This window comes from Vibrio sp. D173a, assembly GCF_030248475.1.
The window spans coordinates 1-16,051 of record NZ_JAHGAH010000258.1 but is presented as its reverse complement, the minus strand read 5'-3'; the positions used below and the strand labels follow the sequence as shown (position 1 = coordinate 16,051).

At 44.9% G+C, this 16,051-nt stretch carries 11 protein-coding genes, 1 tRNA gene and 1 pseudogene; 9 read left to right on the top strand and 4 right to left on the bottom strand.

What is annotated here, in order from left to right; genetic code table 11:
* Window positions 1-400: 400 nt before the first annotated feature.
* Genes KIV40_RS22865 through KIV40_RS22855 form a run of 3 tightly spaced genes read right to left on the bottom strand, consistent with a single transcriptional unit; the run spans window position 401 to window position 6,873 of the window.
* On the bottom strand, window positions 401-2,068 hold the full coding sequence (locus tag KIV40_RS22865; protein WP_285351468.1) for a response regulator: 1,668 nt from the start codon (window positions 2,066-2,068) through the stop codon (window positions 401-403).
* Between the two features lie 59 nt (window positions 2,069-2,127).
* Window positions 2,128-3,270, bottom strand: a complete 1,143-nt coding sequence (locus KIV40_RS22860; RefSeq protein WP_012129660.1) for an EAL domain-containing protein — start codon at window positions 3,268-3,270, stop codon at window positions 2,128-2,130.
* Window positions 3,271-6,873 carry an ATP-binding protein gene (locus KIV40_RS22855; protein WP_285351466.1) on the bottom strand — a complete coding sequence of 1,201 codons (3,603 nt, stop codon included), beginning with the start codon at window positions 6,871-6,873 and terminating at the stop codon, window positions 3,271-3,273.
* 256 nt (window positions 6,874-7,129) lie between these two features.
* Between KIV40_RS22855 and KIV40_RS22850 the strand changes: the two are divergent.
* The 6 genes and pseudogenes from KIV40_RS22850 (at window position 7,130) to KIV40_RS22825 (ending at window position 13,654) form a co-directional block, all read left to right on the top strand.
* A pseudogene (locus KIV40_RS22850) lies at window positions 7,130-8,097 on the top strand (cytochrome-c peroxidase).
* On the top strand, window positions 8,090-10,453 hold the full coding sequence (locus KIV40_RS22845; RefSeq protein ID WP_285351465.1) for an ATP-binding protein: 2,364 nt from the start codon (window positions 8,090-8,092) through the stop codon (window positions 10,451-10,453). The pseudogene KIV40_RS22850 and the gene KIV40_RS22845 overlap by 8 nt, the downstream one beginning before the upstream one ends.
* Before the next feature lie 120 nt (window positions 10,454-10,573).
* A complete protein-coding gene (locus KIV40_RS22840; RefSeq protein WP_285351464.1) occupies window positions 10,574-11,041 on the top strand; it encodes an OsmC family protein in 468 nt (155 codons plus the stop codon).
* Between the two features lie 224 nt (window positions 11,042-11,265).
* The gene (locus tag KIV40_RS22835; RefSeq protein WP_012129653.1) at window positions 11,266-12,276 is read left to right on the top strand and encodes a DUF2804 domain-containing protein; all 1,011 of its coding nucleotides are present in this window, start codon (window positions 11,266-11,268) and stop codon (window positions 12,274-12,276) included.
* A gap of 9 nt (window positions 12,277-12,285) precedes the next feature.
* The gene (locus KIV40_RS22830; protein WP_285351462.1) at window positions 12,286-13,143 is read left to right on the top strand and encodes a sterol desaturase family protein; all 858 of its coding nucleotides are present in this window, start codon (window positions 12,286-12,288) and stop codon (window positions 13,141-13,143) included.
* A gap of 103 nt (window positions 13,144-13,246) precedes the next feature.
* Window positions 13,247-13,654 (top strand): hypothetical protein, encoded by a 408-nt coding sequence (locus KIV40_RS22825; protein ID WP_285351461.1) that lies wholly within the window; start codon window positions 13,247-13,249, stop codon window positions 13,652-13,654.
* Between the two features lie 184 nt (window positions 13,655-13,838).
* Here KIV40_RS22825 and KIV40_RS22820 read toward each other — a convergent pair.
* A tRNA-Gly gene (locus KIV40_RS22820) sits at window positions 13,839-13,913 on the bottom strand.
* Between the two features lie 325 nt (window positions 13,914-14,238).
* On the opposite strand from KIV40_RS22820, the gene KIV40_RS22815 reads away from it, so the two are divergent.
* The 3 genes from KIV40_RS22815 (at window position 14,239) to KIV40_RS22805 (ending at window position 16,030) form a co-directional block, all read left to right on the top strand.
* On the top strand, window positions 14,239-14,757 hold the full coding sequence (locus KIV40_RS22815; protein WP_134977542.1) for a DUF4136 domain-containing protein: 519 nt from the start codon (window positions 14,239-14,241) through the stop codon (window positions 14,755-14,757).
* A 137-nt stretch (window positions 14,758-14,894) separates the two neighbouring features.
* A complete protein-coding gene (locus KIV40_RS22810) occupies window positions 14,895-15,302 on the top strand; it encodes a hypothetical protein (RefSeq protein ID WP_285351458.1) in 408 nt (135 codons plus the stop codon).
* Between the two features lie 50 nt (window positions 15,303-15,352).
* On the top strand, window positions 15,353-16,030 hold the full coding sequence (locus KIV40_RS22805) for a DedA family protein (protein WP_285351457.1): 678 nt from the start codon (window positions 15,353-15,355) through the stop codon (window positions 16,028-16,030).
* Window positions 16,031-16,051 lie beyond the last annotated feature (21 nt).

Sequence of the window (16,051 nt, the reverse complement as noted above, 5' to 3'; positions counted from 1 at the left end):
AGCCCTCCTTGTGCAACCACTGGGACTTATTGAAAACACTATTTAAAGTATAGATACGAGTAGACAAGAGAATGGTTTTATCCGTCGCCTCCGAATGTATAAGTAAATTTACAAAAGTGAGGCTTAGCAGTGGTACACACTTTCTCACGTAATCTGGGGTTTCATGCGTTGTGGTTCGTAAGAAAACCAGTAAACTGCGAGGAATCAACGACACTCAGACAAGAAGGTAAGTGGGAAGTTATGATGTTAATTGCGATTCGATTGGTGAAGCTTGCCGTTATCTGTGCGGTGTTCTTTACCATCTACGATTTGATTGCATTCGGTGAGGTGACTTGGATTAACCGTTTCTTCAACCTGTAATCCGAAAGATAAAGGGGCTAAAGCGCCCCTTTTTGCATGTCTAGTTTGCCAGTTCTGGTTCTGGAAGGTGGCTGTTTACCACTGACATGTGTTGACAGCGATCTTGAGCGAGGAAGAGGAACTTGTCATAACCACTTTGCTCTAGTTCCTCACGAGAAACCAATTGTTTAACGATGTTATCGCATCGTTTGATCAACACTTCGACTTCCAACGATGACTTGTCGCTTGGAAAGGCTCGCGTCAGTACTTTAATGATGTTGATGCACACCGTGCGTAGCAATGGACAACGGGCCTGGAGCTCAATCAAAGCATCAATCAAGGCTTGATAGTCCTGTTCTGCCGCTCGGATTTTTCTGTATTGCTCTTGCATCCAAGTTTGGCGTTCTGCATTGTCTGTTTCTAGGGCGCGACCAAGGGTAATCTTACTCGAAAGAATCGTGTCACTTGAGTCGGTTTGTAGATTCTCAAAACACCAAGTAATGGCGTTGGAAAACTCCGATTCAAAGTTCATCTCATGCAGCAACCACGCGAGATGAAATTGCGCATAAAAGTGAGCGAAGGGCTTACTTCGATACAAATCACTGAGCACTTTAAACGCTGCAACGTACTGGTTTTCTTCAATGGCAATGTGCGCGGCGATCAAGTCGAGCTCGTCTTGAATTGCCTTGTTTTCTGGCCCGCTCGTGATCGACTTAAATAAGTTTTTGGCTTGAACAAGAAGATCCTCTCGGCCTTCAAGTTTACGCACACAATAGAGCAAGATTCGAATCATGTTGAGCTTGGCAAAGGTATTGTTACGGTAAGTGTCTTTGTTGATCTCCATGTATACATGGTAGTGCTTTAACGCAGAATGATAGTCATGTTCCGCCAAGCATAGATTGACGATCACCAGTTCACGCTCCGAATTGCCTTCAACCAAGCTGTTTGCCAACTCCAAATGCCTAATTGCACTTGGTACTTCTCGGTTAAGCATGCTGAAGTTAGCCGCGCACTCGCGTATATCTACGTTGTTTGGTGACTCTTCTAACAAGGCACGTACTAGGCGTTGTGCTTCGTCGTGTTCACCCAGTGTGACTAGCGTGTTTGCTAAGCCGATTTTTGCCCAGTTAACGTCTTTACGTTCAATGACTTGCTCGTAAACGACTTTGGCTTCTTGATGCAGTTTCAAACGCGTTAAGAAGTCGGCCCGAAACTTTTCGATAATGAAAAAATACTCAGAATGAAATGGTGTCAGCTCATCACATGCTTCTAATCCTGCGTGCGCATCGTTGCTGAGCTCTGCTTGATAGATGGCCTGCAAGAGGCTTTTGCGTTTCACTGCGGCCGAGATACGTTCTCGTAACGTGATGGAGTTGAAAGGTTTGAGCAGGTACTCGTCTGGCTTCAGCTCAATGATGGAACGTACGATGGTCGCAGAGTTCTCACCCGTTACAAGAATAAATACGGTGTCATGGTTGAGTAATTTGAGGTGCTTAAGCTCTTCAAACAGCTGTTTTCCATTCATGCCTCGACCGAAGTTGTAGTCACAAATGATCAGGTCAATGCGCTCTTGCTGAGCAATAGAAACTGCCCCCTTTGCTAAGCGAGCTGTGAATATGCGTTTATCAGAAAAGCCAAGCTTGGTCAGCATGTTACGCAGTGTCAGCACCACGATAGGCGCATCATCGACAATTAACACATTGTACTGTGAGAAAGATTTGGTGTTCATTTAAAAAGGACTCAGAAAATGAGCGTTGCGGCTTATAGCAAACAGCCGCAACGTTCGAATTAGATCAACGTTTCCAATTGTTCAAAGGGGATAGGGCGGCAGCGAACAAATCCTTGGTAAAGTTCCACGCCAAGTTCGCGCAAATACGCCAATGTTTCATTATCTTCTACACCTTCTGCCACCGATTTAAGTCCTAATGACTTTGCTAGGTGTAGGCTCGAAATAGTGAGCTGTTGGCTCTTGAAGTTGGTTAATGCATCTTTGATAAATTGGCGGTCAATCTTTAACTCTGTATAAGGCAGCGTTGCTAACTGGCTCAGGGACGAGTAACCGGTCCCAAAGTCGTCAATGGCTAAGCCAACGCCTCTTAAACGTAAGTTGGCGAGGTTGGCTAGCGACGTGACGCTGCAGTCGTACACTTCGTCTTCGGTCAGTTCAAGTGTGATGCGTTCAGGTGCTATTTGGTATTGTTCGCACAAGGCAAATAGTCGCTCACTCATAGGTTGCTTCAGCGTCTTTTGGTTCATGTTGACTGATAAGTTGATGTCTACTTTCAGTGCGGACATGTCTTGAAGCGCGTTCTCTAGCACAATCCAGAACAGTTTATCCAACTCGTTACGAACCTGAATCTCAGTAATAAACTGCGCAGGTGCAATAATGCCGTGCTCGGGGTGACGACAACGTACTAATGCTTCGACTCCAATCAGTTGGTTATCCGACGTTGAGTATTGTGGTTGGTAATAATTGATAAACCTGCCCTCATTGAAGGCAGTGTCAATCTCGTCGTCATTCATTAACACAGGCAAGCTCACGAATTGCTCTTGCGATAAGTATTGTTTGAACTCACCGAAGATCTGAGTGAGTTGCTGATTAGAAATGGGTTTAGTTAATGCGCGAACAAACCCGTAGCCCGCAGACAAGCACATGTTGTAGGTAATTTCGAGCACGTCTTGGGTCATCGCACTCAAAATCACCACGCCTTTTGGACGCGAGCTTTCTGCAAGGGTTGAAAGTAGGTTCACCCCATTGATATCTGGTAAATCAATATCGCAGAACATCACATCGATTGGTTGGGCCTCGCAAACGGTCGCGACTTCTGACCCTCGATGGACGACGGTAATCGTGCCTTCAAATAGACGATTGAGCAAAATCTTAAGATTGGTTGCTTGTAATCGATCATCTTCTACAATCAAAACGTTCATTTAATTGCTCCCATTCATATTCAGCCACTGCTGTGTCGTGCTGACGATGGTTTCTAATTCGTTGATAAGTGCCGTGCGAGCCTGAATTTCTTGTTCGCTGCCCACCAAAGATTCACATTGCATTGCCGCATACCCAAGTTGGGTTAAGTTGAGGGCGGCCGCTGATCCTTTAATTCGGTGTGCCACTGACTTAAGGCTTTCCTCTCCAGAGTGAATCAGTGCGATGTCATTGTTTAGTGCTTCACATATCACTTGTGCCATCTCGAGTCTTTCTTCATGGCTATAGGCTTCAAGCCAATCCTCTTGGGACTCTGCGTTAATGACTCTTGATAAGTATTGCTCACACAAGGCTTGTAGTTCGCTCAGGGTGTATGGCTTAAACAACACGGTTTCAATGCCGCTTTGTTCTGCTTTTTCAATCACGTTTCGTGAATTCTCTGCCGTACAAGTCACGACAGGAATGGACGCGAGAACCTTATTTGCCTTGAGAGCTTGAGTCAGTTGGTAACCGTCCATATCCGGCATGTGACAGTCGGTAATCACCAAATTAAAGGGTGCCAGTACGTTGTCGTTTTGTGCTTGTTCTAGCGCTTCAATCGCTTCTACGCCACTTGCAGCAAGCTGGCAATTTACCCCCAGCTTTTCAAATTGACGCTTGAACAATAGTCGGTTGATCGCATCATCATCGACGACTAACACGCGTCCGTTCCACTGGTATTCTGCTGTCTGTGCTGAGTGGGTTTGCGTTATCACTTCACCGTTTAGCTTCTGCAAAATTAAATCGGGATACACGTTGGAGTAATGTTGTTCCAGCTCGATCACGTGATGCTTGCTTTCAAACTCATCCAGAGTGACTTGCCATGTGTTTAACCATCGCTGAACTTGTTTGTCTTCGGTATAGACCGGAACTAGCGCCGTCATATCGAGTGGTTGACTGATCATTGGCAAGCGTACTGTGATGGTTGTGCCTTGTTCTGTTTGGCTGTCAACCTCAATGGTGCCTTCCATTATGTCGACCAAGCTTTTGACGATAGACATGCCAAGGCCTGTGCCTCCGAAACGGCGACTGGTGCTTTTGTCCCCCTGAACAAAAGGTTGGAACAGAGTGGCTAACTGGGCATTGTTCATCCCGCATCCCGTGTCTTGTACTTTGAATTCAAGTTGGTTTGGGCTGACATGCACACTCACGATAACCTTACCTTCCTTTGTGAACTTCACCGCATTACTCAATAGGTTGTTGATGATTTGGTTGACGCGCAACCAATCCAAAGCCACTAAAGCATGAGGTGTCGGAGTCCAGTTCAACTCAAACGCCAATGACTTCCGTTCGATGATTTTTTCAAAGCTTCTTAGTGTTGCCCCAAGCTCTTGATAAACATTGCCTTTGTGAACATCTAACTGAAGTTGGTTTGCATCAATTTTTGAGAAATCCAAAATGTCATTAACTTGCAACTGTAATCGCTCTGCTGATTGCATTGCGCTCTTCAACAACTCTTTGCTCTCTTTACGTTCTACATCTTGCTCTAACAACTCCATTAATCCCATCATTGCTGCGATTGGGGTGCGGAGCTCGTGGCTGACGACTGCTAGAAAGTGTTCGCGGGCCTCGATCGCTTGCATGGCTTTCAAGTTTGATGCTTTCAACGCCGTCTCTTTTTGTTTTAGTTCACTGATGTCATCAAACACCGTCATCCGGTATTGAGTCCCTTCCTCTGGATGGAGTAGAGTCTGCTGACGCACACGGTAGTGCTTGTCGCCCAAAGAGCATAAAGATGTTTCCGTACTTTCTGAGTCTGTTCTCACACACTCTCTCGTAAGATCAAGCACTTGCTCTCGTTCTTGGTCTGTAATGCCTTTATCTACATTGCAGCGCGAAAGCATGTTGATGAACGGCTTATTGGCCAGAATCTGCTTATTATTTTCATCAGATATCAAGATCTTATTAGGCATCTGATCCAGTACAGACGATAGCCACTTGTTCTGCTTTTGGCGAATCTGAGTTTCGTATTCTTTGCGTTTAATGGTACGAGTCAGATGGCCAGTTCTAACGATGTAAATCAGCACCGCAATTAACAAAATACAGACGCCAGCCAATGCTGAGATGACGACGATCTCTCTCTCAATACCGTAATTAACCGTTACTTTTTCATGTCGTTCTTTGAGCTGTTGAAGTTCTTCTTTGGTGGTGACTTGAATTACGGTATCCAACACTCGGTGTAGAAACTCAGAATCCTTCCTTAACTCCATACCCAATGCCACCCCCAGTTCCATATCGTCCGGTGGCGCCACTGCTTTAAACTGCGTCCCTTGCCCTTTATAAAAATGGTGATCAATCAAATTTTGATTGACGAAGGCATGGGAGATCTTTCCATCTTCTAATGCCTTACTAAGGCTTTTAAAATCACGGTAAACAGGAGAAGAGGCATACGCAGGGTTACCTAAAAAGTGCGGATAGAAATTTCCTGCACGATCTAAAATACCGACGCTTTTTTGTGCTTGTTTGTTCAGTGACTCGATATACCCATACTGAAGAACTCCGAACGAACGTGTCGCAATAAAACGCTTTTTGTCAGTGATTGCGATGTTTCGTGTTGGGAGCACATCAACAATATGCTCCTGAAGCATTAAATCCACATCTCTGCCGTTAGGGTGAATGTACTCAAATTTGAGCATGCTCTTTTGTTCGAGCAGCTTCATTAAATCGTGCACATAACCTTTGACCTCTTTGGTTTTTGGGTCTGTGTAAGACAGTGGGTATACATTGTCTTTAATCGTGTAGCGAACGGTTTGTCGGCCATTTTGTTGCTCCAAAATCTCCAGCATTAACTCGTTGTGCAACACGTTGATGTTCGCTTCAATATGCATACGGCTGTGTTTGGAATCTTTAGAGTGTTTGATGTATTTGTTGATAATGCCCATCAACTGTTGAGATTCTTTCCTCGTAAAGATGGTGACAGCGCCAGGCGTGAGGGTTTTGTTATAGACCACTTTACCTGTGAGTTCGCCTTGAGGGTTTTTAAAGCCATAAGAGCTAAGCGTAGACAAGCCTACAACTGCAGCATCAGCTGCCCCGGTATTTAACGACGTTGTCATCATGACGCTGTTGCGCACGGTATGAACATGCTCAAAGCCGAGAGCGTCAATCTGATCACAGGCACTTGAGTCCTTGACGCAAACCCACTTGAGTTCGCCTAGAGGAGTATTTTCCAAAGCAACGTCACGCAACCAAACTAAGCGTAAAGTCTGAAAAATCGGCTCAGAGAACAGAAAACGCTCCGCTCTTTTTTGGGTTGCAACAAAGCCAACGGTGAGATCAATCTCGCCGTTTTCTAGGCCTTTAAAAAGGGTATCGAGGCTGGAGTAGGGAACATACTCGGCGTCAATGTGCAGATCGTGCAACATGCTTTCTGCATACTCGATGTTGATGCCTTCTTTCGATTCTAAGTTTCCCCAATAAGGGAGCCAATCGCCTGCAAGAACGCCAACCTTCACGCTCTTTTGGTTGTCGAGAAACAATCGGTCATTTTTACTTAGGAAATTTTCCGCTAAAGCACTGAAAGAGAAAGTAATAAGCAATGCTGCGATTGAGGCAAACAGTTTCAAGGTTTTATTTTTCCAAGTAGGGCGCGAGTCAAAAAAGGGGGCGGAATCGTATAGCTTTCAACGTTATTCGCCAATCAAGGATGTTTGTCTTGTCGACAAGTGACGTTTGATATTCAAGTGAGTGAGTTAAACGAGATCGAGACCAAAGTAATCAATGACTTATGAGAGGGTACTCAATATCTAAATAGGAGGTAATGGAAAAAAGCCAGAAAGCAACTAAGGTCATATTAAGAGGTCGGGTAAGGAAATCCCAGCTATGAAGAGAAAGCTTACTACTAAAGTGTTACATGGATGTTTATTAATGAGTTTTAGCGCTTCAACTTTAGCAGGAATACAAAATACAAAAATCAATACCAGCTTAGTTCCCACTCTCGAAGGCGATCCCAAGGTTGACTTTCAACTGGCTCGTGTTGGTTGGCATTTATTCAGGGACCCAAAACTGTCATCGAATGGCAAGATCAGTTGTGAAACCTGTCATAACCTATCCACTAATGGTGCAGAACAGACGCAAGTTTCTACTGGAGTACATGGCGTTGGCAATCGTAATTCAATCTCCGTTTTTAACGCGGCTTTAAATTATCGGTTCCTGTGGGATGGCACAGCAAATTCGTTGATGGTTCAAATCGACGGACCTGTCCAAAACCCTTTAGAAATGGATTCTAATTGGGAAGAGATAGAAAAGTATATTCAAGCTAATTCGTTATATAAATTTCTATTTGAGCAAACGGATAAACGTATTAATGTGACCAACATTAAGCGTGCAATTGTGGAGTTTGTTAAAGGGCTCCAGACGCCAAGCTCTCCATTTGATGCGTATTTACGTGGTGATACGGACGCTATGAATGAACAGTCAATAGGAGGGTGGAAGGCCTTTCAGCAAGTGGGCTGTGTTCAGTGCCACCAGGGGCGGAATATTGGCGGGTCCATGATTCAGCAGTTTAGTTATTTTCAAACGCGAGAAAAAAATCTTGATACGGGGCGACATTTAAGAACCTCTGATGGAGAGGATAAATTCTATTTTCGTGTGGCAAGCTTGCGAAATGTGGGGCAAACCGGGCCTTATTTTCACAATGGGCAAGTTGATAAACTATCGGATTCTATTCAAATTATGTCGCAGGTCTGGGGGTAACGATGAGCGACGACAAAGTGGCAGATATCGAAGCCTTCCTGATGACGTTAAGTTCCCCAAGGCCTGCAATTTTGGAGGTGTTTGAAAATGAATAAATTTCGCTTAGCTAACGCCGCCTTGTTCGTCATTATTACCGTGATGGCGGTTCTGGCGTGCATGACTCATGTTAATTCAAGAAATACTCAAGCGGTATACACATCGCTTTCTGAGATTGGTCACCATTTAATAGAGGCTCGGGATAGCGTGGTTAATCCCTACTCGATCCGAGAGCGGAGGAATTATGAAATCACGCATAGTTTAGTTGAGCTAGAGCTTGCTTCTGAACAATTGATTTCTGATTTCAAACAGTCGATTTGGTTTGATATCACTTCAACTAGGTTACGTGCGCAAAGTATCGTTGTTCAGTTTAATGGCAAAGTTAGAGATGCGACTCAATCGTTAGACATGCTAATTGGTGTCCAGGTTGCAAATCAATACGAATTACTCACACTACATAACATTTACAAAGACCAATTTAGCGCCCAAACCGATGATATATGGTTGGAAGAGCATTATTTTGATTTTTTAACCAATGCGGCGTTACAAGGTGATAACCCCCAGAGCCAGAGTATCTCATTATTTTTGAATAGACTGCGCCAAAGCGAGCGCAAGATAGAGTTGCTTACCAACAGGATTCTAGAAGGCCATTACTTTGAGTTTGTTGAGTATTCTGAGCATCAGTTACTTGAAATCGCGCAACGTGAATCCAGGCTGACGTGGCTGTTTGTTCTCCTGTCCATTATCTTATTAGTGACGGCGTTTGTGCTGCAAACTCAACATCGTGTGAATAAGCTCAAACATCTCAATGACGAGTTAATAGAAGCGACAGAGAAAGCGGAGCGCGCAGCCAAAGCGAAGTCACAATTCTTAGCGACCATGAGCCATGAGTTAAGAACACCAATGAATGGGGTATTGGGTATTTCACAAATCATTGCCAATGAAACTCAAGAAAAAACAACCAAAGAACATGTGAAAATAATCTTGGACTCCGGCCAGCACCTGATGACGATTCTCAATGACATATTGGATTTTTCTAAAGTGGAAGAGAATAGACTGGATTTAGAAGCGGCACCTTTTAATTTGTTGCAAGTGTTAACTCCCGTTTGTAGCGCGATTCAGCCGCTTGTTGAAGAGAAAAATATCCAGCTTTATGTCGAAAATGAAGTGCCTGACACTATCGAGTTTAAGGGGGATTGTGCCCGTGTCCGCCAGATCTTGTTTAATCTCGCAGGCAATGCGGTGAAGTTTACTGGCGATGGGCACGTATTGATTCGGACTGAGCTTGATGAGCAAAAGCGATGTCTTCTTATCTCAGTCAATGATACTGGTATCGGTATTCCGGGAGATAAGCAAGGTTGTATTTTTAACTCGTTTGAACAGGCTGATACTTCTACCACGCGTAAGTTTGGCGGAACCGGGCTTGGTCTTGCGATTGTCAAAAAGCTCACGGAATTGATGAGTGGAGAGATTAAACTCAAAAGTGTTGAGAGCATTGGGACTCAGTTTGTAGTGGAGCTTCCTATTCCTTGGATAGAGAAAGAATTGCCAGCAACACAAAACACCCCAGTTAAGCAACAACGGGAGAGTAAACGTCATCTTCACATTCTCCTTGCGGAAGACAACCGAGTGAACGCGATTGTGGCGAAAGGCTTTTGTGAGAAGTTAGGACACACGGTTGAGATTGCTGAGAATGGTTTGATTGCGACCAAGAAAGCACAAGAACACCAATATGACCTGATATTGATGGACAATCATATGCCAGAGATGAGCGGGGTTGAGGCGACGCGCTTTATTCGTGAAAGGCTTGGTATCAACACCGTATTGTTTGCCTATACCGCCGATGTATTTAGAGAAGCGCACGACAACTTCATTGAAGCGGGGGCAGACCATGTCCTGACTAAGCCGCTACAGCGTGAGAGTTTTTCTGATGCGCTCAAGCAGTTCTCTTCTCGTTTACCTGTCCAGAATTATGAAGTATTAGAGCAGACTGAAAACGTGATTGAGTTGCACCGTGAACCGATTGAGAAGCTGAGGCTCACGGAAGAGGAGTTAACTCAATCAGAGATGTTAGACATGCTGAAAGAAGATCCTGATGCACGTTTAGATTTGCTTGAAACCATTGTGAACGACTTCGAAAAGTCGGTTGATGAGTTGATTGAGTATTTCATGGCTGAAGACTTAGCGCCACTTTATAGCACTTTGCACACTACTAAAGGGGTGGCGTTGAATCTTGGATTAGATACGCTAGCGAATCAGGCTCTAGCAATCGAAACTCAAGTGAAGAACAAACAGATACCTGATATTGAGCAACTGCAGAAACTGATTAACCGATTGCAAGTTAACGTACATCAAGGGCAACGCTTGATTGACCGATGTCGGACGCGTCAAGCGGATTCAAATCAAGTGATTTAGTCGCTCTATACCCGCATTTTCTGCCTTGTGAGTGGGAGTAAGCCCTAGGTTGTGGTCTACTTAGCTCTCTTTTGAAATCATCTCCTTTTGGAGTGAACAACGACAGGGCAGGGAATTGCAATGAGTCAACACACCGCAGCGATTAAGTGGCAGCGTCAAGCCGACGAAACCTTCAGTGATAATCAATACAGCCGAGCGCACGTTTGGCAGTTCGACGGCGGGCTTTGCGTTCCTGCTTCTCCATCTCCTCATGTTGTCCCGCTTCCTCTATCAGTAGCAGAGAATGTTGACCCAGAAGAAGCGTTTATTGCGGCGCTTTCAAGCTGTCATATGCTGGTCTTTCTCTCTATTGCTGCTAAGCGTCGTTATGTGATTGATTCCTACGTTGATGAAGCGGTGGGCGAGCTGACTGTAGGAGAAAATGGCAAAGAGTGGGTTTCAAAAGTAACGCTTAGGCCAAACATTGTCTTTTCTGGAGACAAACAACCGACGCGTGAACAGTTAGAAAAAATGCATCACATGGCGCATGAAAACTGCTTTATTTCTAACTCCGTGAAGACTGATGTCGTGACAGAGTTATTGGATTAGAAGAGTGATTCATTAAAAGTGTTACGAAGGCAGGCACTCTTGCCTGCTATTAAACCCCAAGTTAAAGCTCTAATTAACCGTTTGACAGTTTGAATATGGGTGACTGGTCTCACGTTTCCTTTCATTTCAAGCCGATATGTGGGCCAATGTTGTGCAGTGGCGCAAACTGTTTGTTGTTAAATTAATGTTAATATCGAATGGTGTGTCATTGATTAATAGCGAGCATGGATGTGCAAACGCCTTTGAATCCCTTTATTCAAGCGAATGGATTACCCCAATTTGGTCATTTAACATCGATTCCTGAATCGCTTCAGCTGGATGCGTTTCAGTATCTTAATGAGATGGACGAGCCTGTATCGAGTGGGCGTAAGCGATTCGACTACAAGCAGTTCCAGTTCGTCTCGATCGTGACAGAGAAATACATGATTGGCGTCGCGATTGCTGATATTCGCTATTTAGCGTCTGGCTTTTGCTATGTGTTTGATACTGAAACTCATGAGCTCGTTGAACAGCAGTGGCTAAAGCCGCTCAACATGGCCTATCAAACACAGCCTTCTAGTTGGAACAGTCAAGCCTATCTCGCTAATGATGCCATTCAATTCAAGATTGAACATGGACTCTGGCACATACAGCTTTCAACAGACCTTATTCAAGCTGATTTGAGGTTAAAACCTGAGTCAGAAAGCTTGCCTTTGATGCTCTGCACGCCTACCGCGTATTCGGGATGGACCTACACCCAAAAACACAACGCGCTCGCTGTTCAAGGTGAAATGAGCGTGAGAGGGCAACCGCAAGAGCTAGCCAATGCAGTCGCTGGGTATGACTTCTCTGCCGGTTATATGCGCAGAGAGACCAGTTGGCGGTGGGCGAGTATCAATCATCGCCGTGAGGACAAAAGCATAGGGCTGAACCTTGCGGCTGGTGTGAATGAAACTGGGAATTGTGAAAACGTCATTTGGATTGATGGAGAACGCCACTTGATGCCGCCCGTACATTTCGAGTTTTCTCGCATGCATCAAGAAGCGTCATGGCGAATTACCTCACAAGACAAGCGCATCGACTTGATCTTCAAGCCTAAAAATCAACGATCAGAGAAAAAGAACTTTTGGTTTTTGAAGAGTAACTTTCGTCAGTTTGTCGGTTACTTTTCAGGCTATTTGATTGATGAAAATGGCATTAAACACGAACTCGATGAGGTGATGGGACTCACCGAAGATCATTACGCGAAATGGTAGGGACGGACTATGGAATGGTCACAGATTACAGAGCATCCTGATTTATTGTTGATGTTGCTCGCGCCAATATTCTTTCTTTGTATTGCGGCAGAATATTGGTTTGGACAGCGGGGTGGTCGATTGCCTGAGAGTGCGCGATATTACTTGCCAGAAGTCGTGTGTAACTTTGTATTGGCTGGGCTTCATCAAGCGACAGATATCTTAACAGGGCTGTTGATCGCTAAACTGTATTTGTGGTGGTTTGGTTGGCGCTTGTTTGATATCGAGATGACGGTTTCAACCTTCCTGTTACTCATGGTATTGCAAGATTTCTTCTATTATTGGTTCCACCGAGCAAGCCACCGTATCCGTTGGATGTGGGCAGCGCATGTGGTGCACCACAGTTCAGAGCGTATGAACTTCAGTACCGCATTTCGCCAAAGCCTGATGTACCCACTAGCGGGTATGTGGTTATTCTGGTTGCCACTGGTCATTATTGGATTTGATCCTAGATGGGTGGTGTTTGTTGTGCTGCTCAACCTTGGTCTGCAATTCTTTGTTCATACTCAGTCGATTCGTTCCCTTGGACCTTTGGAGTGGGTCTTCAATACACCATCCCACCACCGCGTGCATCATGGCGTGAATCATCAATACATTGATAAAAATTACGCTGGCGTGCTGATCATCTGGGATCGCATGTTTGGAACATTCGAGCCAGAAGTAGAAACCGTCCGTTATGGCATCTCAAAGCCCGTTAACAGCTTTAATCCTATTACCGTGACGTTCGCGGAATGGAAAGATATGTTCAAAGAGGTGACTCGTCCCAATTTGTCTTGGCGTCAGCGCTGGCGGTGCTTGTTTGCTCCTCCGTCCGATACAATTGAGTAACGGTTCTGAATGATTAACTAAACACCATACCATTAATGCTTGACAGTGTTCGGTGATGTTGTTTTAATGCGTACGGCGCTTTGTAAGTTTTAAGGAACGGACGATGACATTTAATCGAGTTTTCTCAATCGTAACGATGACAGTGGCTACGCTTGGCTCTGGGTACGCATACGCAACGCCTGCTTTTACTGAAGAGCAGTTGTGTAAAGCAGGCTTGGCACTGGCTATTGATAAGCAGCCTCGCGGGATTAAATCCACGGGAACGTCGGGTCAACGTATTTTGCTGGCTTTGAAAAATGGCAAAAACGATTGGGATTACCGCTGCACGGTGAATCGTCAGAATCGTACGTTAAAGATTGATGCTAGAGACTTGAAGCGAAATGACAAATACTTCGCTCAAGCAATACGTTATCGCGTCAATGAAGGGAAGCGATCGGTTGAGGTCACCATGAAGAAACGCGCTGGTGGCGGGCTGAAAAACGACACGTTCACGACACTTCAGTTGGATTAACCCCAAAGATATGGGGAACATAATAACGAAGACGCGCCCCTGCACTCTGCAGGGGCTTTTTTATGCCTGCGGTTAGAGGTAGCAAATACAGAGATCGATTACAGCCACAGCATGATAGCAATGAAGTACGAATTTAAAGGATATTTTAGGGGACTGATAAAGAAGTTAGCTTGAGGAGAAAGCTTGGAGCGGGCAGCGGGAATCGAACCCGCATCATCAGCTTGGAAGGCTGAGGTAATAGCCATTATACGATGCCCGCGCATCGATAGGACTCATTCAATATGCCAGATTGAGTGCAAAAGAAAAGTCTTTTTTGCTCAATAAGTTGCTTAGTGAGTAAATAAGTACCGATTCGTTCGAAAAGTGTGCAATGTTGTTGGCAATATGTCGCTCTGAATACGATTTCTCTTTCTTTCTCAACCAGTGTTTTACTCTGTTCTTACTCTCTATTGCGTCTTGAATTTGAACACTTGGCATTCATGGTCAAGACTAAATGTTGAAATGATTCAATATTTTCTCAGGTTCGTAAGATTAAATACCACAACTTGCCGAGAGAGACCGGCGTGATAGAGAGGGGAAAGAGTATGTGGAAAGGTTTATTGGCAACGCTGTTTGCTATCTCGCTGGTCGCTTGTACCACGGTAACGACCGATGTCGACAAGCAAGCGGATTTCTCATCCTATAAAACTTTTGATTTCGGTGAACAATCAGACACCCCAACTAGTTTGGATGCTCGTCGCATTGAGCAAGGGTTGGCGGCTCAACTGGAATCCAAAGGATTGTCGCGAGTGAAAAGCGGGGGGGATCTGTACGTGCACCACGACATCATCAAGGAGTCGGAGATCGTATCTTCTGGTTCAAGCTTTAGTGTAGGTTACGGTTGGAACAGCTTTGGTGTGGTGACGTCCAGCCCAGAGCGTTATAAGGAGAAGAAGTACGGCAAATTGGTCGTTGAGCTTGTCGATACTAAAGCCAATCAAGTGGTGTGGAAGGGGGTTTCTAGTCGTAAACTCACCGAGTCTATGAGTACTGAAAAACGCGAAGAGTTGATTTCGGAAGAAGTCACGAAAATGTTTGAAAACTACCCTTACGGCAATGAGTAAATTCAAGGTTAGATTATCGTCTAATTGCGCCAATAATCATTTGCAAAACGCTCTTTTTATTATCGATTAAGAATTTGAATTGCAAATTTGCACGCACGGAGTTACAACAGCGTATCGTTGTGGTTTAGGTGAATTCTGTGCGTGCTTACTTAGTCTGTGTATTAGCACTCTTTGTTGCGCTGATGGCTTTTGGGTTGAGTCAGGCTTCACCGTCACCAAAAATCTCCTACGCTGTCAGTTACACCTCTTCATTGATCGATGGCGAGGCACATTTAGAGAAAGCCCCGTTTTCTCCTTCACGTAAAGTCGCTGCGAGCTTATTCAGCCGCAACGCACTCCGCGTTAACCATTCCAATACATCGCCAGAATCGGACGATTTCGATGTGCTGCCTGCACGTTGGTTAAATGACGTGCAGGATTTCAACAAACGCGAGTTTACTGACGTAGCGTTGCCTGTCATTCAAATTTTTTATTCGCACTCCAAATATCGGCTGGGGGCAGGGCAAGAGTCCAACCTGATCTATCGCTTTATTCATGCGCGGTAATTCCTATTCATTAATTTTCGAAATTTGATTGTGATGTTTAGGAGTTTGTTATGTTTGATTCAATTACGCAGGTGCTGTTTGCTTTGTGGCACCAAGACTTTACTGCACTGATGGCACCAGGTAGTGCAGGGCTTATCTACTTTGTAGTGGGTGCGCTTATTTTTCTCGAGAGTGGTTTTATTCCCGCGGCACCTTTCCCTTGTGACAGTGTTGTTGTGCTTTCTGGCACTTTAGCGGCGGTGGGCGTACTAGACCCAGTGATGATCATGTTGGTGATCGTGGTGAGTGCGGCAATGGGCAGTTGGGCTGCGTACCTACAAGGTAAATGGTTAAACCGTTTACCAAAGGTGCAGGGGTGGGTAAATGCAGTGCCAGCAAAACGCTTGGAGCAAGTTGACATGTTACTTGGTAAGCATGGCTTAATTGCATTGTTCTGCGCGCGTTTTATTCCTGTTGTTCGCTCTTTGCTGCCATTAATGATGGGCTTGCGCGTTAATCGCGTGAGTAAGTTCCATTACTTCGCATGGTTGAGTGCAATTCTATGGACGCTGCTGCTTTGTAGTTTAGGTTTATTATTGCCTCTACTTCCAGAGAAGCTAAACAAGATTGTGACCATGGGATTGATGGCTGCACCGGTGATTACCCTGACTATTGCCATTATGAGCTTTGTATTGGTGAAGGTGCGTAAGGCTTGGGGTAAATCGAAAACCACGCCGCAATTGCCATAGTCGTATAGTATGCGCCCCATG